Raw genomic sequence first — 22,928 nt, 5'->3', positions numbered from 1 at the left:
TCGCCGATGTTAGACCGGTTGGTCCGATCCCGGCGGCGGAGTGAACCGGCCCGTTTCGAGCGCATCGCGCATCTGGCCGGTGATCCACTCGAGCGTCTCGGGGTCGCGGGGCAATGTCGTCTGTTCGTAACCGACGACCAGATACAAGCTCCACGCCGCGAAATAGCGGGCGTTGCGTTCGTCGCCGATGATCTCGTAGGCGGACTCGTAGATGATGTCGAAACGCAGTTGGTCCACCACCGCCTGCACTTCGTAGACGTCTGGATCCAGCGAGCTCCATACCCGGATGGCCGCCTCCGCGCCGTGCGGCAGCGCCAGTGCCTCCGTCGTCAGGGACTCGATGCGGTGATGCGGATCGTTGTCGGCGCGGATCGCCTCGACCACCCGCAGGGTGCGCGCCTCGCGCCAGTGCGCGATCAGCTCCCGGGTGTAGGACGCCCAGTTGGGGAAGTAGTGATAGAACGACCCGGTCGTGACACCCAACCGGTGGCACACCTCTGCGAGTTTGAGCCCCCCGTACCCGAGATCGGACAACACGTCCAGACCGGTTTCGAAGTACGCCTCCCGCGAAACACCCCCCGCCATGGGGCACCACGCTAGTTCGTCGTCGATTTTTGGCCGCAGCGGGGCTTTGCTGGTCAGCCGCTTTTAACGCACATGAACGTGACGGCATCGGGACCATCAGGTGACGTGTGGCACAATTTGGATGTGGCCCACACAGCGAGCCGGGGACCGGGACGCCCTCCTGCAGCAAAGGCGGCGGAGACTCGCGAGCGCATCGTGCGTGCTGCCCGTGAAGTTTTCAGCGAACTTGGTTACGACGCAGCTACATTCCAAGCCATCGCGATCCGCGCCGATCTCACCCGCCCGGCAATCAATCATTATTTCAGCAGCAAACGTGTTCTCTACCGGGATGTGGTCGAGCAGACCAATGCGAAGGTGATCGCGGCGGGCATTGCCAAGGCACGGGAAGCCACCACTCTGCTGGGCCGTATTTCGGCGTTCTTCGCCGCGGCCATGGATGCGGATTCGACCGACCGCTCGGCGGCGGCATTCCTGGTCACCTCGGTGCTGGAGGCGCAGCGTCATCCCGAGTTGATTTCCGAGGAGCACGACGCGCTGCGCAGCTCGCGGGAGTTCGTCAAGTGGGCAGTCGACGACGCTGTCCAGCGGGGCGAGCTCAGCACCGATACCGACATCCCGGCGATCGTCGAGATGCTGGTCGCGGTCATGTGGGGGATGGGCTTTTATGCCGGTTACGTGGGCCATCGCGACGACGTGGCAGTCATCGTGGACAAGTTCGAACTCTTGATGGCGAACAAGCTCTGGCAGCTGCGCGACTGACGCACCGGCACCGTGAGGTGCCCCACATCACCGTATAGCCTGGCTAAGTTCTTCGGTAACATGGCTTGGCAAATGACTGATCTGAGCGATGTGCGGCTCGTTCGGGCCGAAGGCGACAGTTGGGACGTCACCGAGAGCGTCGGGGCCACCGCGCTTGCGGTGGCCGCCGCCCGCGCCGCCGAGACCGCACAACCCGAACCCCTGATTCGCGACGAGTTCGCCTTCCTGCTGGTGGCGGCCGCCGGCCCGGCCTGGGCCCAGCTGGCCGGCAGCGAACCGCACTGGATCGGCGACGATCCGGAGGCCCACCGCATCCACGCCATGGCCCGCAACTACCAGGCCGTGCGCACCCACTACTTCGACGACTTCTTCACCGATGTCACTCACGACGGCATCCGCCAGGTCGTCATCCTGGCCGCGGGTCTGGACTCGCGGGCATTCCGCCTCGACTGGCCGGCCGGCACCACGGTGTACGAGATCGACCAGCCCAAGGTGCTGGAGTACAAGACCGCGACGTTGGGTGCGCACGGGGCCGTGGCCCGCGCTCAGCACGTGCCGGTGCCGATCGACTTGCGTGAGGATTGGCCCGCCGCCCTGATCGACGCAGGATTCGACCCCGCTGAGCCCACGGCGTGGCTGGCCGAGGGCCTGCTGCCGTACCTGCCGGCCGACGCCCAGGACCGGTTGTTCGAACTCGTCGGTGCCCACAGTGCACCCGGCAGCCGGCTGGCTGTCGAGGATTTCGCCATGGACCCGGCCCGCTACACCCCGGAAAAGCGCGCCGCGCGCCGGGCCCGGGGCGAGCACATGCGGACCTCGTTGGGACTCGACATCGACGCTGACGCGCTGATGTACACCGATGACGAGCGGGCCGACGCCGCCGAATGGCTCGCGACGCACGGCTGGGAGGTGGACGCGGTGCACAGCCCCGACGAGATGGCCCGGTTGGGCCGGCCGGCCGCGGCCGACGAACTCGCCGAACTCGGTTTGGACAGCGTGCTGTTGCGCGCCCGATGGGACGGAGAATCCCGATGAGCTCACTGCGCAGCCATGACGACACCTGGGACATCGCCACCAGCGTGGGTTCGACGGCGGTGATGGTCGCCGCCGCCCGAGCCGGTGAGACCGGTCGCGAGAATCCGCTGATCCGTGATCCGTACGCCGCCATCCTGGTGGCCGGTGCCGGAACGGGTTTCTGGGAGACGCTGCTGGATCACGACGTCGCCGCCAAGATCGCGGAGGTCGATGACGAGGCCGCCAAGATTTTCGAGCACATGGGCAGCTACCAAGCGGTGCGCACCCATTTCTTCGACGCGTACTTCTCCGAGGCCGCCAGGGCCGGTATCCGCCAGATCGTCATCTTGGCCTCCGGCCTGGACTCACGGGCGTATCGGCTGGACTGGCCGGCCGGCACCACCGTGTACGAGATCGACCAGCCGAAGGTGCTGGAGTACAAGGCCGAAACGCTGGCCGCTCACGGTGTGCAGCCGTCGGCGCAGCGCCGCGAGGTGGCCGTCGATCTGCGCCAGGATTGGCCGAAGGCCTTGCGGGAGGCGGGTTTTGATGATGGGCAGCCGACCGCGTGGCTGGCCGAGGGCCTGCTGATGTACCTGCCCGCCGATGCCCAGGATCGGCTCTTCGAGCTGGTCACCGAGTTGTCGGCGCCGGGAAGCCGGATCGCGGCCGAGACGGCCGGGGTTTCATCAGGTGAACGTCGCGAGGCGATGCGGGAGCGCTTCGAGCGCTTCGCCGAACAGTTCAACATGGAGCAGGCGCTCAACATTCAGGACCTGATCTACGAGGATCCCGACCGCGCCGATGTCGCCGAGTGGTTGGGTGTCCACGGTTGGCGGGCCGACGGGGTGCACTCGCTCGACGAGATGCGCCGGCTCGGCCGCTATGTCGACATCGAGCATGACGATACGCGCGCGTTCTCTACGTTCGTCACAGCTGAGAGGCTCTGAGCCCGGCCTCACCGACACGACGAAAGGGGCGCCCCGATTGTGGGGCGCCCCTTACATTTTCGTCTCGGATCAGCGGTTGGACATCGCGCTGGTCCGGTTCACATTGGTGTGCTTGACGGTGGTGTCGACCTGAGGGACGGTCGCCTTCTGGTGCATCTGATGCACCCACAGGTGGTGGTCCACTCCGGCTGAGGCGGGTGCGGCCAGGCCCAGAAGGGCGGTGGCGAGTCCGCTGACGAGCACTGCGGGAATTCCGAACTTTCTCATTGATATCTATCCTTTTTGGGAACACATTCCGCTTTAGATAACCCGACTGACCTGGCTGTTTATTCCGATAAAACCCGGCGGAACCGGTGACGGTGGTCACCTGCGCCGCCGGTGCAGGGACTGTGCGGTGTCAGTGGCTCTGGTGCACGGTGGTGTCGACGTGCGGCACGGTCACGTGCGGGCCGATCTGATCCAGCCAATCGTGATGGGCCACGTCGGCGGACGCCGGGCCGGCCAGACCCAGCACGGCGGCGGCCAGGCCACTGGCGATCACTGTGCTCATCCCTGCCTTGATTCCGAACTTCTTCATCGTTCTGCCTCTTTCGATCTCTCCGTTTTCTTGATTCATTCAACTAAAGGCGGCAGCGGTTGATTCCGCGTCGGCGGCGCTGGCGGCAATTGACCGGCGGTTGGCAGGAATGCAACGGTCCGGGCACTGACCGACCCGGTTAAGCGGGAGTTATCCGCCCGCCGTATACAGGAGGGGAGCTGAGCCGTTCCGCGGCCCGTTACCGAGGAGGAATCTTCATGCCAGGAGTGCAGGACCGTGTTGTCGTCGTCACCGGAGCCGGTGGCGGTCTGGGCCGTGAGTACGCCCTGACGCTGGCCCGCGAGGGCGCCAGCGTCGTCGTCAACGACCTCGGCGGAGCCCGCGACGGCACCGGCGCCGGCCACAACATGGCCGACGAGGTTGTCAACGAGATCAAGGCCGCCGGCGGCCGCGCGGTCGCGAACTACGACAGCGTCGCCGAGCCCGAGGGTGCCGAGAACATCATCAAGACCGCCATCGACGAGTTCGGCAAGGTCGACGGTGTGGTGTCCAACGCGGGCATCCTGCGTGACGGCACCTTCCACAAGATGACATTCGAGAACTGGGACGCCGTGCTCAAGGTGCACCTGTACGGCGGCTACAACGTCATCCGCGCCGCGTGGCCGCACTTCCGCGAGCAGAGCTTCGGCCGCGTCGTCGTGGCGACCTCCACCAGCGGCCTGTTCGGCAACTTCGGTCAGGCCAACTACGGTGCCGCAAAGCTCGGCCTGGTCGGTCTGATCAACACGCTGGCTCAGGAAGGCGCCAAGTACAACATCAAGACCAATGCGGTCGCCCCGATCGCGGCCACCCGCATGACCCAGGACATCCTGCCGCCTGAGGTGTTCGAGAAGCTCACCCCTGAGTACGTCGCCCCGGTGGTGGCCTACCTGATGACCGAGGAACTGCCCGACACCGACTCCATCTTCATCGTCGGCGGCGGCAAGGTGCAGCGCACCGCGCTGTTCCAGAACGAGGGAGTCACCTTCTCCGACGGCGTTCCGTCGGTTGATGACGTGGCCGCCAAGTGGGGTGAGATCACCGATCTGTCCGCCGCTTCGCAGGCTAGCTTCAAGCTGGGCTAGAACCGGTGAAAGCGCTTGTAGCGCAGGCACTTACCGGTACGTCCGGGCTGGCGTACGTCGACGTCGACAACCCCGTGTCCTCCGACATGGTGGTCATCGACGTCGGCGCCGCCGGCGTCTGCTTCCCCGATCTGCTGTTGTTGCGCGGTGAGTACCAGCTACGGCTGGAACCGCCGTTCACCCCCGGCATGGAGGTGGCCGGCACCGTGCGGTCAGCGCCCGAGGGCTCCGGGTTCACCCCGGGTCAGCGGGTGTCGGCGATGACCATGCTCGGCGGGTACGCCGAACAGGTGGCGGCCGTACCTGCCAACGTCATCCCCACCGCCGACGGGCTCGACGACGGCGAGGCGGCTTCGCTGCTGGGCAATTACTACACGATGCAGTTCGCGCTGGCCCGCCGCGGCGGGCTGGTGGCCGGCGAGACCGTCCTGGTGCTGGGCTCGGCCGGCGGTATCGGCGTCGCGTCGATCCAGTTGGCCAAAGCCATGGGCGCCAAGGTGATTGCCATGGTGCACCGCTCGCGCGCCGAGGAGTTCGTGTCATCGGTGGGCGCCGACGTGGTGTTGCCGCTGGCCGACGGCTGGCGTGAGGCCGTGATGGAGGCGACCGGCGGTGAGGGTGTGGACCTGGTGGTCGATCCGATCGGCGGCCCGGCGTTCGATGACGCCATCCGGGTGCTGGCTCCCGAAGGCCGGCTGTTGGTCATCGGATTCGCCGCCGGCGGCGGAATACCGACGGTCAAGGTGAACCGCTTGCTGCTGCGCAACGTCAGCGTGGTCGGTGTCGGGTGGGGCGAGTTCCTGCGCCGCAAACCTGCCGCCCAGGCTCAGGTCGGAGCCGAACTGAACAAATTGGTGGCCGCGGGGTTGCGTCCGCCGGCACCGGTGCGGTTCCCGCTGTCCGAGGGCGCGGCCGCCCTCGATGCCCTGGCCAGCGGGCAGGTACGGGGCAAGCTGGTGCTGGAGCCGTAGTGCGGGCGCTGGCCTTCGATGTGTTCGGGACCGTCGTGGACTGGCGGTCCAGCATCATCGGTGAGCTGGAATCCTTCGGTGAAAGCCTTGGGCTGCAAAGGGATTGGCCGTCCTTCGCCGATAGCTGGCGGGCCGGCTATGCCCCGGCGATGGACCGGGTGCGCCGCGGTGAGCTGCCGTGGACCAGGATCGACGATCTGCATCGCGCGATCCTGGTCGACCTGCTCGGCGCCGCGGGCATCCGGGCCTCCGACGCCGAGATCGACCATCTGAACCGGGCGTGGCACCGGCTGGCCCCCTGGCCGGACTCGGTCGCCGGGCTGACCCGGCTCAAACAGCGCTACCTGATCACGACGTTGTCGAACGGCAACGTCTCACTGCTGACCAACATGGCCAAACACGGCGGGCTGCCGTGGGACTGTGTGATTTCGGCAGAGCTGTTCCGGCACTACAAGCCTGATCGCGAGGCATACCTGGGGTGCGCCGACCTGCTCGATCTGGCCCCGCAGGAACTGACGCTCGTCGCCGCCCATCCGGCCGATCTACGCGCGGCCCGCGCCGCCGGACTCGGGACCGCCTATGTGGCCCGGCCCTTGGAGTACGGGCCGGACGCGGCTCCCCACGACGTCGCGCCCGGCGATTTCGACATCATCGCGACGGATTTTGTCGACCTCGCCGACCAACTGGGTGCGTAGCGTAGAGATGTGGACACCGCATCGAGTGGGGCGTTGCGCAAGGCACTGGATCTCCTGATCGATCCGCCGGACGAGCCCGACGTCAGCAAGGGGTACCTCGATCTGTTGGGCGGCGGCAGTGACGCCCCGAAGAACGCCGGATTCATCCAGAAGGCGTGGGCATCCTCGGTCGGGTCGATGCTCTACGACAACGCCCAGGCGCTCGGCCGCAAGGTGATGACGGCGTGGCAGCAGCCGACCGAATGGCTGAACATCCCGCCAGGCGGCCTCGCGCTCGACGTCGGTAGCGGTCCGGGCAATGTGACGGCCGCGCTGGCCCGATCGGCCGGTCTGGACGGGTTCGCGTTCGGCGTCGACATCTCCGAGCCGATGCTGGCCCGCGCGGTCGAGGCCGAAGCCGGCCGACAGGTCGGCTTCCTGCGCGCCGACGCCCAGAAACTCCCATTCCGTGACGACGTCTTCGATGCCGTGACCTCGATCGCGGTGCTGCAACTGATTCCCGATGCCGAGGCGGCACTCGGCGAGATGGTCCGGGTGCTGCGGCCGGGCGGCCGGATCGCGGTCATGGTGCCCACGGCGACCAATCGAGGGCCGGCGCGGTTGTTGTCGAAGGGCGGTGCCCGCTTCTTCGCCGAAGACGAGCTCGCCGACCGGTTCGAGGAGCTGGGTCTGGAACGGGTGCGGTCCAAGACCATGGGCACCATGCAATGGGTGCGTGGGCAGAAGCCGTGAGCACCCTGGGTGTTGTTCTCGTCGCACTGGTGATCGCCATCGGACTTCTCGGCATCGTGCTGCCAGTGCTGCCCGGTGGCGGGTTTCTGGTGTTCGCCGCGATCGCGGTGTGGGCGATTTGGGAAGCCAAGGCCAGTACCGGCAACGCCACCGTCGCCTGGGTGACGCTGGGTGTGGCGGCCGTGTTCTTCGTGACCGCGGAGGTGATCAAGTACGCGTGGCCGGTGCGGCGGATGCGGGCCGCCGAGGTCGGGATCTGGAGCTTGGTGGCCGGCGGTGTGCTCGGCCTGATCGGCTTCTTCGTCATCCCGGTGATCGGGCTGGTGATCGGATTCGTCGCGGGGGTGTATCTGGCCGAGCTGGCCTCGCGTCACGATTACCGGCGAGCCTGGGTGTCAACTGTGCACGCGCTCAAGGGAGTTGCGTTGTCGGTCGGCGTCGAGCTGACAGGAGCCTTGCTCGCGACCGTCGCCTGGGTGACGGGCCTGGTGATCGCGTCGTGACGCACTGGAACCTGGGCCCCGAGTCGGGCGAGTTGCTGCTGAGTACCGGCGTGACGGGCAGTGCGTCGCGGATGGGGCATCGGTTGACCATCGCCATGCGCTCGTGGCACGCGTCCGTCGAATGGGACGGCGAGGTGCCGTCGGCGGTGGAAGTGACGGTCGACCTCGATTCCTTGGACGTGCTGCGGGGCGAGGGCGGAATGACACCGTTGACGGGGGCCGAGAAGGTGCTGATCCGGACCAATGCCCTGAAGACGTTGCGCGCGAAGAAGTTTCCACAGGCCCGTTTCCGATCCACGTCGATCGAGCGCTCTGGTTCCGGGGTGCGACTGCGCGGGGTTCTCGAGCTCGCCGGTCACTCCGGGGAACAGACCGTCGAGGTCGAGGTGTCCGACGGTTCTGTGCTCGGGACGGCAACTGTGCGGCACGGCGATTTCGGAATCAAGCAGTACTCGATGCTGATGGGCGCGATGAAGGTGGCCGACGAGGTGCGGGTGTCGTTGGCTGCCAACGTTCCTCGCGTCGGTGGCTGACCAGCGGAAAACCTCTGCTGTTCACCGGACTGACAAGTTCCTGTCAGCCTGGCTCAACCCGGGTGTAAGACGCCGATCAAAGGGGTAGTTGTTGAGACGGTGAAGGTGAGGAGTCCCTCGTGAACATCGTCTCAGGTGCCCTACAGGCAGTCAGCCGGACCGCAGACGCGACCACCGCAGCCGCGGGAGCTGTCGGCGGCGCTGCCGTCAACGGCGTGGTGGGTGGAATCAAAGGGGTCGGCGCAGGAATTCGCAGCGGCGTGAGTCAGGGCAGCAGATCGCCGGCCGCTGCGGTGCTCACTCTGGCCGCGGTGGGCGCTGCCGGCCTCGTCGAATGGCCGGTGCTGCTGACCGTGGGAGGAGCAGCGCTGGTGGTTCATCAGATCAACGAGCGCACGGGTGACGGCCGGGCCGGTGATCAGCAGCCGGACCGGAACACCTCACCGCCGAAGAAGTCCGCGGCGCAGAAGTCCACGGCCCAGAAGTCGACGGCGACCAAACGTGCTGCCCCGGCGAAGCGCTCCGCGACGAGCAGCCGGCCAAAGACGACAGCGCGTCGGTCCTCGTCTCGACGGTCCTCGGCGGCGACCCGCACTAAGTGATCACCGCGATCGGACGGATGGTCCAGGGCGCAGCCGAGCTGGTGGCGGCGCCCGTGGTCCGGCCGGCGCGGGCGGTTGTCACCGCTGTGACCGAGATGGTCGGCGGACCGCCCGCACGTCGCTGCTGGCGCGGCACGGACCGGTGCTGGATCGAAGTCCGCGGCCTGCAGGGCGATAACGGTGAGCGCATCGGGGCCGCGATAGTGCGTGAGCTCCGTAGGCATCCCGGGGTCCGACGGGCCCGTCTGAACCGCCCGTTGGCGCGCGTCATCGTCGACATCGAGGCCGACGCTGATCCGGCATCTGTCGACCTGGCCCGGCTGTGTGACCTGGTTGCCGAGGCCGAGGGTCAGCCGGCCGCGCGAGCCGCAGCCGGCCGTCCCAACGATCTGCCGGGTGACGGGATCCTGCTGGCCCTCAAGGCGATCAGCGCCGCCACCAGCGGAATCGGGATCGGTGTTGCGGTGGCCGGCCGCACGTTGATGTTGCCGAGGGTCCCGGCCGGGGTGATGGCGGCCGTCAGCGCCGTCGACTATCAGCCGAAGATACGGGCGGTGCTTGAGGCACGGCTCGGTGTGCCTGGCGCCGACGCCGTGTTGAGTCTCGGCGCCGCTGCGGTGTACGCGCTCACCCAGGCCCCGGCGGCTGTCGCGGTGGAATTCGTCCGCCACCTCGCCCAGCTGGCCGAAACCGCCGCTGCGGCCGACGCCTGGCAGGCGCTCGAACCGACCCTGGCGCCACAGGCCGAATGTCGGACCGTTGCCCCCGAGCCCGTACGCCCGCGTGCGCTGCCCGACGGTGTCGTCGAACGCTATGCGCAGCGGTGCGGCCGGGCACAGGCGATGGCGGCCGCCTCGGTAGGTGCTCTCACCCGCGATCCCGGTGCCGCTGCGACCGCCGCGGTCGTCACCGCGCCCAAGGCGGCGCGCAACTCCCGGGAGGCCTTCGCCAGCACGCTGGGCCGCGGCCTGGCCGACCGGCGCGATCTGGTGCAGTTGCGGCCCGACGCTTTACGCCTGCTCGACCGGGTCGATGCAGTGGTCGTAGATCCCCGCGCGCTGGCCACCGACGAGCTACGGGTGGGGCGCTTCCGCGACGTGGCCCAAGCCGACCGTGCCGAGGTGTGGCAGTGGGCGCAGAGCCGTCTGGAAGCGGGCGAGCTGTCCGCGGGTTGGCACCGCGTGGCGCCGGCGTTCGGCGGGGCCGCGCGCAACGGCAGGGCCCGCGGGCAGGTGCTGGTGTACCGGAGGCACGATCCGCGCGCCTACGGTGTGCTGGCCGAGATTCGCCGGGCCGGTGCGCAGGCGGTATCGCTGAACCTCGACCAACTCGGCGATCTGCGTTCGTCATTCGACGATCTTCACGAGGCCGGCTCGGACACCGACATCGATACGGCTCTGGCCGGCGCGGTCGAGACGCTGCAGCGCGACGGCCGCACCGTGGCGGTGCTGTCGGTGGACGCACCGCAGGCGCTGGGTGCAGCGGACCTGGCGATCGGACTGCTCGGCCGCGGTGGCGGTATCCCGTGGCAGGCCGACGTCCTGGCCGTGGACCTCGCGGCGATGTGGCGGCTGGTGCACGCGATGCCCGCCGCGCGGCGCGCCAGCGAGCGGGGCGTCGAGCTGTCCACGGGAGGCACGCTGCTGGGTGCGCTGCTTATGGTCCCCGGAGTCCGCGGGCGAGGCCCCGGGCCGGTGACCGCGGGGGCGGCCGCGGGACTGGTCAATGGATTCTGGCTGGCCCGCAGCGCTCTGCTGGATGCCGAGCCCAAGGCGGCGCCGGTCGAGGACTGGCATGCGATGACACCCGAGCAGGTCCGCAGCCGGATCGCCGAAGCACAGGCCGCAGAACAAGATTCGCGGCGGAGGCAACCAGACCGACGGCAATGGCACCAGGCGGTGCCCCGGCCGCTGACCGAACTGGCCACCGCACTGCGTTCGGAACTGTCCGATCCGCTGACGCCCGTTCTGGCGGTCGGCTCGGCAGCCAGCGCGATGCTGGGCTCGCCGGTCGACGCGGTTCTGGTCGGTTCGGTGCTCACCGGTAACGCCGTTTTGGCCGCCACCCAGCAGGTCCGGGCCGAGCGGTTGCTGAGCCGGTTGCTGGCAGTCCAGGATCCGCCGGCCCGCCGGCTGAAGGATGACGGCGAAGCCGGCTACGAGAGCGTCGCGGCGACCCGGCTGCGGCCCGGGGACATTATCGAGGTGCGCCCGGGTGAAGTGGTGCCGGCCGATGCCCGGATCATCGACGCCGTCGACGCAGAGGCCGACGAGGCCTCGCTCACCGGCGAATCGTTGCCGGTCCCCAAACAAGTCGCTGCCGTACCCGGGGCGGAACTGGCCGAACGGCACTGCATGCTCTATGCCACAACCACATTGGTCACCGGAACCGTCGTCGCCGTGGTGACCGAGGTGGGCGCAGCCACGCAGGCCCGGCGTGCGGCCGACATCGGGCACGGCACCGGCCCGGCGGTCGGGTTACAAGCACAGCTACGTGAACTCACCAATCGCGCACTGCCTTTCAGTATGGCCGGCGGTGCCCTGGTCGGTGGGCTCGGCCTGCTGCGCCGGCTGCCGTTGCGCAGTGCGGTGGCCAGCGGTGTGGCAGTGGCCGTGGCCGCCGTGCCGGAAGGGCTGCCGCTGGTGGCAACGCTGGCCCAGCAGGCCTCGGCGCGGCGGCTGACCCGCACCGGGGTGTTGGTCCGCGCCCCGCGGTCGGTGGAGGCGCTCGGTCGCGTCGACGTCGTGTGCTTCGACAAGACCGGCACGCTCAGCGAGAACCGGTTGCGGGTGTCGCAGGTGCGTACGGCGGGCCGGGAAGTGTCCGAGCAGCAGGTGCTGGACTGCGCGGCCCGGGCCACTCCGCCGAAGAACGGCGACCACTACGAGCACGCCACCGACGCGGCGGTGGCCGCGGCGGCAGCCGCCTCGCAGCCGCTCAACGGAACTGGCACCTATCTGCCGTTCCGGTCCGGCCGCAAGTTCTCGGCCGCGATGGTGGGGGAGGAGCTGTCGATCAAGGGGGCGCCCGAGGTGGTGTTGTCGGCCTGCGCGGGCCTGGACCCGTCGGTGGCGGACACGGTGGAGGAGATGGCGCGCAACGGGCTGCGGGTGCTCGCGGTGGCGCGGCGCACGCTCAGCACTGCCCAAGCCGAACGCGGCCGCTCCGATGCTGACCGGCTGGCCGCGCTCTGCACCCAGCGGTTGCAGTTCGTCGGTCTGGTGGGCTTGTCGGACACCCCGCGCGCCGAGTCGGCTCAGGTCTTGAAAACCTTGCAGGACAACGAGATCGGTGTGCGGCTCATCACCGGTGACCACCCCGTCACGGCAAAGGCGATCGCAGCGGAGCTGGGCCTGTCGATCGCAGACGAGCAGGTGATCAGCGGCGAGGACTGGGTGGCGATGCCGCGCCGTAACCAGGAGCAGGCGGTCCGCGACCGGCGGGTGTTCGCCCGGATGTCCCCGGAGCACAAGGTGCAGGTGGTGCAGACGCTCGAACGCATCGGGATGGTGTGCGCCATGGTCGGCGACGGCGCCAACGATGCGGCGGCGATCCGGGCGGCCACCGTCGGCATCGGTGTGGCGGCCCGCGGCAGCGATCCCGCCCGCAGCTCGGCCGACGTGTTGCTGCTCGACGGGCGGATCGGTTCGCTGACCGATGCGCTGGACGAAGGCCGCCAGCTGTGGCGCCGGGTTCAGGCCGCGGTGGCGGTGCTGCTCGGCGGCAACGCGGGCGAGGTGGTGTTCTCCATCGTGGGCAGTGCCCTGACCGGTCGATCACCGCTGAACACGCGGCAACTGCTGCTGGTGAACATGATGACCGACGCGCTACCGGCCGCCGCGCTGGCGGTCAGCCCGACCACCCATGCGGTCGGGGCTGCCGGGCACGGTCCTGACCAGGGCGAGTTGTGGCGCACCGTGGCGATTCGGGGTGCGGCGACCGCGGGTGCGGCGACCGGCGCCTGGCTGACGGCGGGCTTCACGCTGGCCCCGCGCCGCGCGTCCACCGTGGCGCTCGTCGCGCTGGTCTCCACCCAACTGGCGCAGACCCTGATCGACTCGCACGGCCCGCTGGTGATCGCCACCGCCGCCGGGTCCCTGGTCACCCTGGGCGCCGCGATCAGCACTCCCGGCGTCAGCCAGCTGTTGGGCTGCACGCCGTTGGATCCGCTCGGGTGGGCGCAGGCGCTCAGTGCGGCCGGCCTCGCCACCGGCGTCGCCGCGGTCGCGCCCCGGCTGGTGTCGAAGTTCGTCGCCCGGGCTCCCGAAGAAGCGGCTCAGTCGTCGATGTCGAGCACTCCGCAGCGCCACAGCACGGCATATACCTCACGCAACGGCACGGTCAACACGCGGGAAACGGCGTCGGTCAACGGATCGGCCGGGGCGCCGGAACCGGATGTAATCACGCCTCTCACGCTGAGAAGTCGACACGTCGAGATGTCGAAGACGACGTGACGGAAAGGTGACCAATGACAGAAAAGTCGAAAACGGCAACAGGGCACCGCGACGCGGTCGACGCGGTGCGCAACGCACGCGGATTCGCCGTGACATTGCCGGTCGTCGGACGGGTGAAGGTGCCGCATCCCGAACAGGTGGCCTACTACGGGGCGCTGGGCATCCTGGCGGCGGTCGAGATCATCGACTGGCCCGTCGCATTGTTGCTCGGCGCCGGGCACGCGCTGATGCAGAACGAGCACAACCGCGTGGTCCAGGAGGTGGGAGAGGCCCTCGCGGACGCCTGACCCCGCTCAGCCGAGCAGGCCGGCCCGCAGCGCCGCCACGTCGTCAGCAGACACCCCGGCCGCCTCCAGGAAGCCACCGACCGAGCCGTATGCCTCGTCGAGCTTCTTCCACGCGGCGGCCAAGTAATCCTCGCGCACCCCGAGCACCTCGTCGGTCAGCCTGGCCTCGGCGTACGTGATCATCTCGGGGGCTTCCTGCGAGCGCGCCCGCACCGACTCCATGATGCGGTTCCGCAGCGCCGGGATGGCGCCGTTGCTGGCCAGAAAATCCTCGAAGATGCGGTCCCGGTCGACGCCCACGGCCTCCAGCACCGTGGCGACCGTGAAACCGGTGCGATCCTTGCCGGCGAAGCAGTGCGCGATCACCGGACGTTGCTGCCCGAGAAGCGAGATCACCTCACGCACCGCGCTGTGGGCGCCGGGCAGCGTCGGGAACTCCTCGTATACCTCGGTCATGTACCGGCGGGCCGCAGCGGTGATGTCTTCGCCCTCGCCGGATTCGGACATCACCCGCTGGAAGGTGCTCTCGTGCGGTGCGTCGTTCGACGGGTCGTCGGGATGGAACGGCAGCAGGTGCACCGCCACGCCGTCGGGCACTTGCCCGGTCCCTTGGCGCTGCACCTCCTGGTGGGACCGCAGGTCGGCCACGTCGGTGATGCCGAGCCGCCGGAACACGGCGCGGCCGGCATCCGAGAGCTGGCTGAGCTGACTGGAGCGGTAGAGCAGCCCCGGCCGGATCGCGGTGATCTCGGCGACGTCGCGAAAGTTCCACGCCCCCGACAGTTCCCCCAGCTCGGTGGTCACTACGCCGTCACCGCCGAACCCGTATGGCCGCACGCCGCCGCCGCGAGTGGGGATTTCTCCCGGCCCAGTTCGGCGCGGGCGATGGTGCGCATGTGGACCTCGTCGGGCCCGTCGAAAAGCCGCATCGCGCGGTGCCAGCTGTAGAGCCGGGCCAGCGGGAAGTCATCGCTGACCCCGGCTGCGCCGTGCACCTGGATGGCCCGGTCGATCACGTTGCAGGCGATCTGCGGGGCCACCGACTTGATCTGGGAAACCAGCACGTGCGCGGCCTTGTTGCCTTCTTGATCGATCGTCCAGGCGGCCTTCTCGCACAGCAGCCGGGCCTGGTCGATCTCGTTGCGGGACTTGGCGATCGACTCACGCACCACACCCTGCTCGGCCAGCGGCTTGCCGAACGCCACGCGCTTCTGCACCCGGTCGACCATCAACGCCAGGGCCCGCTCGGCCGCACCGAGGGCGCGCATGCAGTGGTGGATGCGGCCCGGGCCCAGCCGGGCCTGGGCGATGGCGAAGCCGCTGCCCTCTTCGTGCAGCAGGTTCTCGGCGGGTACCCGCACGTTGTCGAACACGATCTCGCAGTGCCCGTGCTGGTCCTGCCAGCCGAACACCGGCAGCGAACGCTGGATGTCCACGCCCGGGGTGTCGACCGGCACCAGGATCATCGACTGCTGCGCATGGCTGGCCGCATCGGGATTGGTGCGGCCCATCACAATCAGGATCTTGCACCGCGGATCGGCCGCCCCGGTGATCCACCACTTGCGGCCGTTGATCACATAGTCCGCACCGTCACGCAGCATCGTGGTCTCGATGTTGCGGGCATCCGAGGAGGCCACGGCGGGCTCGGTCATCGCGAACGCGCTGCGGATCTCGCCGGCCAGCAGCGGCTCCAGCCACTGCTTGCGCTGGGTCTCGTTGGCGAACAGATGCAGGGTCTCCATGTTCCCGGTGTCCGGCGCCGCGCAGTTGAGCGCCTCGGGGGCGATCTCCATGCTCCAGCCAGACAGCTCGGCCAGTGGCGCGTACTCCAGGTTGGTCAGGCCCGACTCCGAGGGCAGGAACAGGTTCCACAGACCCTGCTCACGCGCTTTGACCTTCAGTTCCTCGACCACCGGCGGCACCGTGTGGTCCTTGGGGCCCTTCTCCTCGCGATACGCGTGATAGGAGGCCTCTGCGGGCAGAACATGCTCGGTCATGAAGTCGGTCAACCGGGAGTGGTAATCAGCCGCCTTGGCCGACAGCGCGAAGTCCATGGCAGCCACGATAGCCACATGGTTAGACAGGTAGAAAGGTGGCATGTCCGGAACCCGTCCGCCGTTCCCACCCTTCACTCTCGAAACAGCCCTTCAGAAGGTTCAAGCCGCCGAGGATGCCTGGAACACCCGTGACCCGGAGCGGGTCAGCCTGGCGTACACGCCCGATTCGGTGTGGCGCAACCGCTCCGAGCACCTCGTCGGGCGCGACGAGATCGTGGCGTTCCTGACCCGAAAGTGGGAGCGTGAACTCGACTACGTGCTACGCAAGGGCCTGTGGTCTTTCAGCGAGGATCGGATCGCGGTGCGGTTCCAGTACGAATGGCACGACGCGTCTGGCCAGTGGTACCGCAGCTATGGAAATGAGTTGTGGCAGTTCACCGCGGAGGGGCTGATGGCTCGGCGCGAGGCCAGCATCAACGATGTCGAGATCGACGAATCGCAGCGGCGTTACTTCGGGCCGCGCCCGGAGTCGGAGTACGGCCGGGATTTCGAGCTCTGGTAGCTGGGCGCGCTCAGCGTCGACGCCAACAACCCGGCCAGCGCGGCCAGGCCCATCACGGTACCGGCCACCGCGATCCATCCCGCGTGGTCGAACGCGAGCCCACCGGCCCACCCGATGACGCTGGAACCGGCGTAGTAGAAGAGGTTGTACAACGAGGACGCCTGCGCCTTGCCGTCGCCGGCGTCGGCGCCGACCCAGCCCGAGGCGATCGCATGCGCACCGAAGAACCCGGCGGTGGCGATCACCAGGCCGATCAGCACCACGATGACGTTGCCGGCCAGCGTGATCGCGACACCGGCGATCATCGTGGCGATCGAGCCCAACAGCACCGTCTTCCGCCCGAACCGCGTGGCTTCGGCACCGGCGCGAGCCGACGCCCAGGTACCGGACAGGTACGCCAGGAACACCAGGCTGACCACAGTTTGCGGCAGGTGAAAAGGTTCGGCCATCAGCCGGAAACCGAGGAAGTTGTACATCGCCACGAACCCGCCCATCAGCAGGAAGCCCTGGCTGTAGAGCACGAGCTGACGTGGCGAGCGCAGGTTCTCGGCCAGCCGCCGGGCCAGGTTGTGCGTGCGGGTCGGGGTGAAGCCGCGTGCCGGTGGGGCGAGTTTGACGAACGCGAACGCCGACAAGCCGCACAGCACCGCGACCACCAGCACGCCGACACGCCATCCGGCGAACTCGGCGACCGGCCCGGTGACGAGGCGGCCCGCCAACCCGCCGATCGTGGTGCCCGCGACGTAGGTGCCTGCGGCGCGCGCGGCATGGCCGGCCTCGATCTCCTCGGTGAGGTAGGCGATGGCCACGGCGGGCACTCCACCGAGCATCAGACCTTCGAGGAGCCGGCCCGACAACAGCAGCGGGACTGTCGGAGCCAGCGGCACGACCAGTCCGAGAACTGTTGCGGCGGTGATGGATATCGTCATCGCCTGGACCCGGCCGATCCGGTCGGCCAGCGCTGACCAGGGGATGACCCCCAGCGCCAGGCCCACCGTGGCGGCCGAAATCGTCAGTGCGGCATGGGCGGCACCGGTGCCCATGTCGCGGGCGATCAACGGGAGTACGGCCTGGGGCGAGTACAGCTGGGCGAAGGTGGCGACCCCGGCGCAGAACAACGCGGCCAGCAGGCGTCGGTACTCCCTTGAACCACGTGAATGCCCCGGCCAGTCAACAGAGGTCAGGGAATTGGACACTCAGACGACGGTAGAACGTCAGCAAAGATGTGTCCAATGCATGGATTTATGAATTGTCATGCTGATTTTGCATGACGAATTCAGCGAGGCGAGCCGCGGCGGGTGGCAGTGGACGGTCCGCATTCCAGGTCAGCCCGATCTGGCGTTTGGCCGAACTCTCCGTCAGCGGAACGTAGGCCGCACCCCGCTCTGCCCGTTCCGGCCGGGGCACCGGCACCACGGCCACCCCGAAACCGGCGGCCACCAGCCCTTCCATGGTCGGGATCTCCATGGCTTCGAAGACCACCGGCGGTGAGATCCCGGCCTCGGCCCACAGTTCGTCGGTGAGTTGACGCAACCCGAAGTCGGGCGCGAGTGCGACGAAGGGTTCGGCACCCGCGTCGGCCAGTCTCACCCGGGACCGGCGGGCGAATCGATGTTCACGAGGCACCGCCAGACACAGTCGCTCCACGTACAGGCCGCGCCAGCGAAAGCCATCAGGGCGCGGCGAGGTGACCGCGAGGTCGGCCTCCCCGTTGGCAAGACGCTCCACGATCTGATGGGCAGCGCCTTGGAACAGCTCGAAGCGCACCAGCGGCGCCTCGGCACGGAACCGGCGCAACAGATCGGGCACGAACCAGCCGGCCTGCGAATGCAGGAACGCCAACCGCACCGTCCCGGTGTCGGGATCCCGCATCTCGGCGATTCGCTCAGTGGCCGAACGGATTTCAGCAATCCCGCGGCGAGCGTGCTCCAGCAGGATCTGGCCGTAGGTGTTGAGCCGCAACCGTCGGTTGACCCGGTCGAACAGCGGCACCCCCACCTGCTCCTCCAGCCGGTTCAGCGCGCGCGACAGGGTGGGCTGGCTGATGCCGAGCTCTGCCGCGGCGTCGGTGACATGCTCGGTTTCGGCAAGCACCACGAACCACTGCAGCTCGTCCAGATGCATGGGGTTGACTCTAAACTCGCTGATCACGAGGTTGCTCTGTGGGATGCTGTGTCGCATGGCCGGCAAGGTTCGGGTGGTGGTGGGCGATGACCACCCGATGTTCCGCGAAGGCGTGGTGCGCGCCCTGAACTCCAGCGGAGAGATCGACGTGGTGGCCGAAGCGGACAACGGCGCTGACGCGCTGGAATTGATCAGGACCCATCAGCCACAGGTGGCGGTGCTGGACTACCAGATGCCACAGCTCGACGGGGCGCAGGTGGCTGCCGCCGTGAGCCGCGATGAACTGCCCACCCGGGTGTTACTGGTCTCCGCACACGACGAGTCGGCCATCGTCTACAGCGCGCTGCAACAGGGAGCGGCCGGGTTCCTGTCCAAGGAGTCGACGCGCAGTGAGCTGGTGAACGCCGTGTTGTCGTGTGCCAAGGGCCGCGACGTGCTGGACCCGAACCTGGCCGCCGGGCTGGCCGGTGAGATCCGTCGGCGCAACGAACCCGACGTGCCGGTGCTCAGCCCGCGTGAACGGGAGGTGCTCGGTCTGATCGCCAAAGGCCGTTCCATCCCGGCGATGGCCACAGAGCTGTTCCTGGCCCCGTCCACCGTGAAAACCCACGTGCAGCGTCTCTACGAGAAGCTGGGCGTGAGCGACCGCGGCGCGGCGGTCGCGGAGGCGATGCGCCGCCGGCTGCTGGACTGACCTGGCCAGGTCCGGGTCACGTGGTAGCCGCGGCTATTTCACACAGGGAATGCCGGAGACCTTCATCTGGCTCAAATCGGTCGGTGCCGGTGTGTAGGTTCCCGTCGCGGTGGCGGCCACCGTGGTCACCGGGGTGCTGGGAGTGGTCTCTTCCGTCGTCTCGCTGCTCGAGTCCCAGGTGGAGTCCGACCCGGCTTCCGACCCGGACTCTGACAACGACGACGCGTCGCTGGACAGGTACTCGTCGCCGGGGAAATCGGTTCCCACCGTCAACTGCACCGTGCCCGCCACCACCTCCGAAGATGCGTTCGCGATCACGCCGAGCTCGTCGGCCAGTGACTGCGCGGCGGCCTCGGCGCCGGTCCCGTAGTCGATCGTGGTGGTGGCCGCCAGCGATTCGCCGTCACCGATCTGGCCCTCGGTGAATCCATGTGCGCCGAAGGTGGTTTCGAGCTGGGCGGCCAGGCCGCTGTATGTGGATGCGTTGACCACGTCGAGCACGGCACCGTGACCGTTGAGCTTCTGGGCCTTGCTGGTGGGTGTCGACGAGGAGGCGGCGTCGTCTTTCGAGACGAGATCGTGCACGATCTTGCGGATCGTCGGCACATCCACGATGTTGATGTCCTCGCCGTAGGAGTTCTGGCTGAACTCCTTGATCGGCAAGGTGTAGAGCGTCGGCGGTTTGTCGGTCAGAGCCGAGGCCCGCCGGGCGAAACTGGCCAGGTCGAATCCGGCGTCGAGCGCGACGTTCTGCTTGACCACGCCCAGCAGGCTGCGTAGTCCCGTGGGACTGTTCAGTTTTCCGCTGTGGCCCAGCGCCGATACCAGCGCGGCGATGAACGCCTGTTGGCGGCGAGTGCGGTCGAGGTCGGTGAAGTTCTCGTCGTTGATGTCGCGACGCTGACGCACGAAGGCCATCGCCTGGGCAGCGTCGATCTCCTGGACGCCTTGGTGAAAGTCAGCCCCCGAGTAGGGATCTGCGGTATCGGCGTTGAGGCAGACGGTGATCGGTGCCACCGCCTTGGCGATTTCGAAGAACGCGCCCAGGGTGACCTCGACGAAATGGTCGATCGGAATGCCGAGCAGGTTTCGGACGGTGGCGATCTGCGCCTTGCGACCCGCCTCACGGGCCTGCTGCTCATTGGCCGACGAGCTCTCGGAGTCGGACTCCAGCGTTTCCATCTCGCGCTGGTAGGCCCAACCGTAGGCCTGTTTGACCTTGCCCTTGCACGGCGAGACGTCACACCCGGCCACGTCAACGTAGTCGTCGCGCGGAATGGAGAAGGCGGTGGCCGGGCCGCCGTCACCGGGCAAGTGCACCACGATGAGCACGTTGGCGTTGTAGCCGCCGACGGTCTCGTCACCGGCGTGCAGTGCTTGGTAGACGTCCTCGGGCAGCGGGTTGCCGTGCTGATCGAGCCGGCTGTCCAGCCCCATGATCAAGATGTTCTCGGTGTCACCGGCAGAGACCGGACCACCGTCGAGCGCGTTGGACGTCGTGATGCCGTCCAGGGCGCCGCGGTAGGTCACCCAGCCCGCACCGGTGCCTGCCAGCACCGATGCCGCAACCAGGCCGACTGCGACACGGCGGGCGGCCCGCACGCCCCGGCGCGGCATACGGTGCCGAGGGGCGTCAGCGGTGTGGGCAGGTGTATTCATTGCACCTGTCATTATGGTGCGTTCGCGCCAGACTCTGCGCATCGGGGAAAGTCGCTGGTCAACAGCGGCGTCTCGGCGCTAGCGTGCGCAGGATGAAATTGCGCATCGCCCTGGGCGTGCTGGTGCTGGCTGTGGTGGCGTTGCTGCTGAACGAACTGGTGGCCGACAAAGACCATCGCCAGGCCGAGCCGTTCGCGGGCGGGCACGTGCTGGAACTGGACGGCCCTGATCTGAACGTACGCGAGTACGGGCCGCCGGCCGAGGATGCCGTGGTGTTGCTGCACGGGTATTCGGCGTCGGTCGAATGGTGGGATCGGGTGGCTCCGGAGCTGGCCCGCGACCAGCGGGTCATCGCGATCGATCTGGTCGGCCACGGTGGCTCCGAGGCACCCGCCGACGGCGCCGCGTATCGCTCGGACGCACAGGCCAAGGCCGTGCGCAACGCGCTCGTGGCACTCGGTGTGCGGCACGCGGTGCTGATCGGGCATTCGATGGGCGGCGCGGTCTCAGCCGAGCTGGCCCGGCAGTATCCGGACCTGGTGGAGCGTGTGGTGGTGTCCGATACCCCGGGCGCCGACGATCTGGTCGCCATGCCGCCACTCGGGAAGATGGTGTGCTGGCCGGTGATCGGGCCGGCGCTGGACCTGTTCCGCGGCGTCGACGCGATCAGCGAGGGATCACTGCAGACCGGGTTCGCCGCAGACTACCCGGTGCCCGACTACGCGCACCGTTCGTTGGAGCGGCTCACCTACACCGGGCTGTGCGACTCGACGGAAGGACCACATCCGACCGTGGAAACCCTTGCCGCACTGCACAAACCGGTACTGGTGGTGTGGGGGGACCAAGACGTGCTGACGCCGACGGCGCCCAACGTCGAGCGTTACACCGCGGCCGGGTTACCGCCCGTGGTGATCGAGGGCTCGGGACATACGCCGATGGTCGAGCAGCCCGACCAGTTCCTGGCCGCGGTGACGGACTTCGTCAAGACCCCAGGCCCCGCGAGATGACCAGGCGCTGAATCTGATTGGTGCCCTCGAAGATCTGGGTGATCTTCGCTTCGCGCATGAAACGCTCCACGCGGAAGTCGCGGGTGTAGCCGACCCCGCCGAATACCTGCACGGCGTCGGTGGTCACCTTCATGGCGGCGTCGGTGGCGATCAGCTTGGCGACGCTGGCCTGGGTGGAGTAGGGCAGACCGAGATCACGACGTCGCGCGGCATCGAGATAGGTGGCGCGCGCACTGACCACGGCGGCGGCCATATCTGCCAGCAGGAAGCCGAGGCCCTGATGGTCAACGATCTTGCGGCCGAAGGTGGTTCGTTCATTGGCGTACCGGACCGCTTCGTCCAGGGCAGCCTGGGCGATGCCGACCGCAACGGCGGCGATGCCGAGCCGGCCGGAGTCCAACGCGGAGAACGCGATCGACAGTCCTTGACCTTCTTGTCCGATCAGCCGGTCGGCGGGCAGGCGCGCATTGTCGTAGAACGCCGAGGTGGTGGGCACCGCGTGCAGGCCCATCTTCTCCTCGGGCTTGCCGAAGCTCAGCCCGTCGAGATCGCCGGGGACCAGGAAGCAGGAGATGCCCTTGGAACCTTCGCCGGTGCGGGCGAACAGGGTGTAGAAGTCGGCTTTGCCGCCATGGGTGATCCAGGCCTTGGAGCCGTTGAGGAGGTAGTCGTCGCCGTCGCGGGTCGCCTTGCAGTTCAGGGCCGCGGCATCTGAGCCGGCCTGCGGTTCGGACAGGCTGTAGGCACCGATCTGCTCGCCGGAGAGCATGCCGGGCAGCCAGCGTTGCTTCTGTTCCTCGGTGCCGTAGGCCAGTAGCGGGTGCGACGAGAGGCTGTGCACGCTGACCGCGACCCCGACGGCGGCCCACCGCGCCGCGATCTCCTCGAGGACTTGAAGGTAGACCTCGTAGGGCTGGCCGGCGCCGCCCCACTCCTCGGGCTGCGGCAAGCTCAGCAGCCCGGCAGCGCCCAGCTGGGCGAAGACGCCCTCGGGGTAGGTCTCGGCCTTCTCGTGCTCATCGACGATCGGGTCGAGCACTTTGTCAGCGATGTCGCGGGTGAGCTCGATGAGCTCGCGGGCCTCATCGGAGGGGAGCAGGCGGTCCACAGGCATACTTGCACATCCTAGTTTTCCCCA

The 22,928-nt window shown here is 68.1% G+C and carries 24 protein-coding genes and 1 pseudogene; 15 read left to right on the top strand and 10 right to left on the bottom strand.

Features of this window, described 5'->3' with window-relative positions; all coding sequences use genetic code 11:
- Positions 1-9: 9 nt before the first annotated feature.
- Entirely contained in the window at positions 10-585 is a 576-nt protein-coding gene (locus tag K6L26_RS00710) for a TetR/AcrR family transcriptional regulator (protein WP_019346725.1), read from the bottom strand.
- 123 nt (positions 586-708) lie between these two features.
- Here K6L26_RS00710 and K6L26_RS00705 point away from each other — a divergent pair, with 123 nt between their 5' ends.
- From K6L26_RS00705 to K6L26_RS00695, 3 genes are all read left to right on the top strand, one after another.
- Positions 709-1,344, top strand: coding sequence for a TetR/AcrR family transcriptional regulator (locus tag K6L26_RS00705; protein ID WP_036392500.1), 636 nt, complete (start codon positions 709-711; stop codon positions 1,342-1,344).
- A gap of 72 nt (positions 1,345-1,416) precedes the next feature.
- Positions 1,417-2,379 carry an SAM-dependent methyltransferase gene (locus K6L26_RS00700; protein WP_019346727.1) on the top strand — a complete coding sequence of 321 codons (963 nt, stop codon included), beginning with the start codon at positions 1,417-1,419 and terminating at the stop codon, positions 2,377-2,379.
- Positions 2,376-3,308, top strand: a complete 933-nt coding sequence (locus K6L26_RS00695; protein WP_221852411.1) for a class I SAM-dependent methyltransferase — start codon at positions 2,376-2,378, stop codon at positions 3,306-3,308. The genes K6L26_RS00700 and K6L26_RS00695 overlap by 4 nt, the downstream gene beginning before the upstream one ends.
- Positions 3,309-3,377: 69 nt before the next feature.
- Here K6L26_RS00695 and K6L26_RS00690 read toward each other — a convergent pair whose 3' ends face one another.
- Positions 3,378-3,575, bottom strand: coding sequence for a hypothetical protein (locus K6L26_RS00690; protein ID WP_043369518.1), 198 nt, complete (start codon positions 3,573-3,575; stop codon positions 3,378-3,380).
- A 130-nt stretch (positions 3,576-3,705) separates the two neighbouring features.
- Positions 3,706-3,885: a hypothetical protein gene (locus tag K6L26_RS00685; RefSeq protein WP_047039606.1), complete on the bottom strand. Its 180-nt coding sequence runs from the start codon at positions 3,883-3,885 to the stop codon at positions 3,706-3,708.
- Positions 3,886-4,103: 218 nt separating this feature from the next.
- Here K6L26_RS00685 and K6L26_RS00680 point away from each other — a divergent pair, with 218 nt between their 5' ends.
- The 8 genes and pseudogenes from K6L26_RS00680 to K6L26_RS31955 all read left to right on the top strand — a co-directional run.
- Positions 4,104-4,970, top strand: coding sequence for an SDR family oxidoreductase (locus K6L26_RS00680; protein WP_043369520.1), 867 nt, complete (start codon positions 4,104-4,106; stop codon positions 4,968-4,970).
- 5 nt (positions 4,971-4,975) lie between these two features.
- Positions 4,976-5,941 carry an NADPH:quinone oxidoreductase family protein gene (locus tag K6L26_RS00675; RefSeq protein WP_221852409.1) on the top strand — a complete coding sequence of 322 codons (966 nt, stop codon included), beginning with the start codon at positions 4,976-4,978 and terminating at the stop codon, positions 5,939-5,941.
- A complete protein-coding gene (locus K6L26_RS00670) occupies positions 5,941-6,636 on the top strand; it encodes a haloacid dehalogenase type II (RefSeq protein WP_221852408.1) in 696 nt (231 codons plus the stop codon). Before K6L26_RS00675 ends, K6L26_RS00670 begins: the two co-directional genes overlap by 1 nt.
- Before the next feature lie 9 nt (positions 6,637-6,645).
- Positions 6,646-7,368 carry a methyltransferase domain-containing protein gene (locus K6L26_RS00665; protein ID WP_076211041.1) on the top strand — a complete coding sequence of 241 codons (723 nt, stop codon included), beginning with the start codon at positions 6,646-6,648 and terminating at the stop codon, positions 7,366-7,368.
- Positions 7,365-7,871: a DUF456 domain-containing protein gene (locus K6L26_RS00660; protein WP_036392498.1), complete on the top strand. Its 507-nt coding sequence runs from the start codon at positions 7,365-7,367 to the stop codon at positions 7,869-7,871. The genes K6L26_RS00665 and K6L26_RS00660 overlap by 4 nt, the downstream gene beginning before the upstream one ends.
- A complete protein-coding gene (locus K6L26_RS00655) occupies positions 7,868-8,404 on the top strand; it encodes a YceI family protein (RefSeq protein ID WP_245008663.1) in 537 nt (178 codons plus the stop codon). Before K6L26_RS00660 ends, K6L26_RS00655 begins: the two co-directional genes overlap by 4 nt.
- A 119-nt stretch (positions 8,405-8,523) precedes the next feature.
- Positions 8,524-9,006 carry a hypothetical protein gene (locus K6L26_RS00650; protein WP_221852406.1) on the top strand — a complete coding sequence of 161 codons (483 nt, stop codon included), beginning with the start codon at positions 8,524-8,526 and terminating at the stop codon, positions 9,004-9,006.
- A pseudogene (locus tag K6L26_RS31955) lies at positions 9,003-13,379 on the top strand (HAD-IC family P-type ATPase); the annotation flags it as partial. The gene K6L26_RS00650 and the pseudogene K6L26_RS31955, both read left to right, overlap by 4 nt.
- Here the strand turns inward: K6L26_RS31955 and K6L26_RS31570 are convergent.
- Positions 13,283-13,588 (bottom strand): Rv1535 domain-containing protein, encoded by a 306-nt coding sequence (locus K6L26_RS31570; protein WP_245008782.1) that lies wholly within the window; start codon positions 13,586-13,588, stop codon positions 13,283-13,285. The pseudogene K6L26_RS31955 and the gene K6L26_RS31570 overlap by 97 nt on opposite strands.
- On the opposite strand from K6L26_RS31570, the gene K6L26_RS00640 reads away from it, so the two are divergent.
- The gene (locus K6L26_RS00640; RefSeq protein ID WP_019347512.1) at positions 13,475-13,747 is read left to right on the top strand and encodes a hypothetical protein; all 273 of its coding nucleotides are present in this window, start codon (positions 13,475-13,477) and stop codon (positions 13,745-13,747) included. The genes K6L26_RS31570 and K6L26_RS00640 overlap by 114 nt on opposite strands.
- 6 nt (positions 13,748-13,753) lie before the next feature.
- Here K6L26_RS00640 and K6L26_RS00635 read toward each other — a convergent pair whose 3' ends face one another.
- Both K6L26_RS00635 and K6L26_RS00630 read right to left on the bottom strand, forming a co-directional pair.
- The gene (locus K6L26_RS00635) at positions 13,754-14,551 is read right to left on the bottom strand and encodes a tyrosine-protein phosphatase (RefSeq protein WP_036390636.1); all 798 of its coding nucleotides are present in this window, start codon (positions 14,549-14,551) and stop codon (positions 13,754-13,756) included.
- Complete coding sequence (locus tag K6L26_RS00630; RefSeq protein WP_064896358.1) at positions 14,551-15,801, bottom strand: acyl-CoA dehydrogenase family protein; 1,251 nt, start codon at positions 15,799-15,801, stop codon at positions 14,551-14,553. Before K6L26_RS00630 ends, K6L26_RS00635 begins: the two co-directional genes overlap by 1 nt.
- A 43-nt stretch (positions 15,802-15,844) precedes the next feature.
- Here K6L26_RS00630 and K6L26_RS00625 point away from each other — a divergent pair, with 43 nt between their 5' ends.
- Positions 15,845-16,306, top strand: coding sequence for a nuclear transport factor 2 family protein (locus tag K6L26_RS00625; protein WP_019347509.1), 462 nt, complete (start codon positions 15,845-15,847; stop codon positions 16,304-16,306).
- On the opposite strand, the gene K6L26_RS00620 is transcribed toward K6L26_RS00625, so the two are convergent.
- Positions 16,252-17,502, bottom strand: coding sequence for an MFS transporter (locus K6L26_RS00620; RefSeq protein ID WP_234788495.1), 1,251 nt, complete (start codon positions 17,500-17,502; stop codon positions 16,252-16,254). The two genes, K6L26_RS00625 and K6L26_RS00620, sit on opposite strands and share 55 nt — an antisense overlap.
- Before the next feature lie 46 nt (positions 17,503-17,548).
- A complete protein-coding gene (locus K6L26_RS00615) occupies positions 17,549-18,430 on the bottom strand; it encodes a LysR family transcriptional regulator (RefSeq protein ID WP_047039597.1) in 882 nt (293 codons plus the stop codon).
- A 55-nt stretch (positions 18,431-18,485) separates the two neighbouring features.
- Here K6L26_RS00615 and K6L26_RS00610 point away from each other — a divergent pair, with 55 nt between their 5' ends.
- Positions 18,486-19,124, top strand: a complete 639-nt coding sequence (locus K6L26_RS00610; protein ID WP_234709435.1) for a response regulator — start codon at positions 18,486-18,488, stop codon at positions 19,122-19,124.
- 33 nt (positions 19,125-19,157) lie between these two features.
- On the opposite strand, the gene K6L26_RS00605 is transcribed toward K6L26_RS00610, so the two are convergent.
- Positions 19,158-20,783 (bottom strand): LCP family protein, encoded by a 1,626-nt coding sequence (locus K6L26_RS00605; protein ID WP_036390634.1) that lies wholly within the window; start codon positions 20,781-20,783, stop codon positions 19,158-19,160.
- A gap of 92 nt (positions 20,784-20,875) precedes the next feature.
- Between K6L26_RS00605 and K6L26_RS00600 the strand changes: the two genes are divergently transcribed.
- Positions 20,876-21,790 (top strand): alpha/beta fold hydrolase, encoded by a 915-nt coding sequence (locus tag K6L26_RS00600; RefSeq protein ID WP_047039595.1) that lies wholly within the window; start codon positions 20,876-20,878, stop codon positions 21,788-21,790.
- On the opposite strand, the gene K6L26_RS00595 is transcribed toward K6L26_RS00600, so the two are convergent.
- On the bottom strand, positions 21,765-22,904 hold the full coding sequence (locus tag K6L26_RS00595) for an acyl-CoA dehydrogenase family protein (RefSeq protein ID WP_019347503.1): 1,140 nt from the start codon (positions 22,902-22,904) through the stop codon (positions 21,765-21,767). The genes K6L26_RS00600 and K6L26_RS00595 overlap by 26 nt on opposite strands.
- Between the last annotated feature and the right edge of the window lie 24 nt (positions 22,905-22,928).

Source organism: Mycobacterium farcinogenes (assembly GCF_019739075.1).
Classification (GTDB): Bacteria; Actinomycetota; Actinomycetes; order Mycobacteriales; family Mycobacteriaceae; genus Mycobacterium; species Mycobacterium senegalense.
Note: the sequence above shows the minus strand (reverse complement) of the source record. Positions and strands in the feature narration are given on the sequence as shown.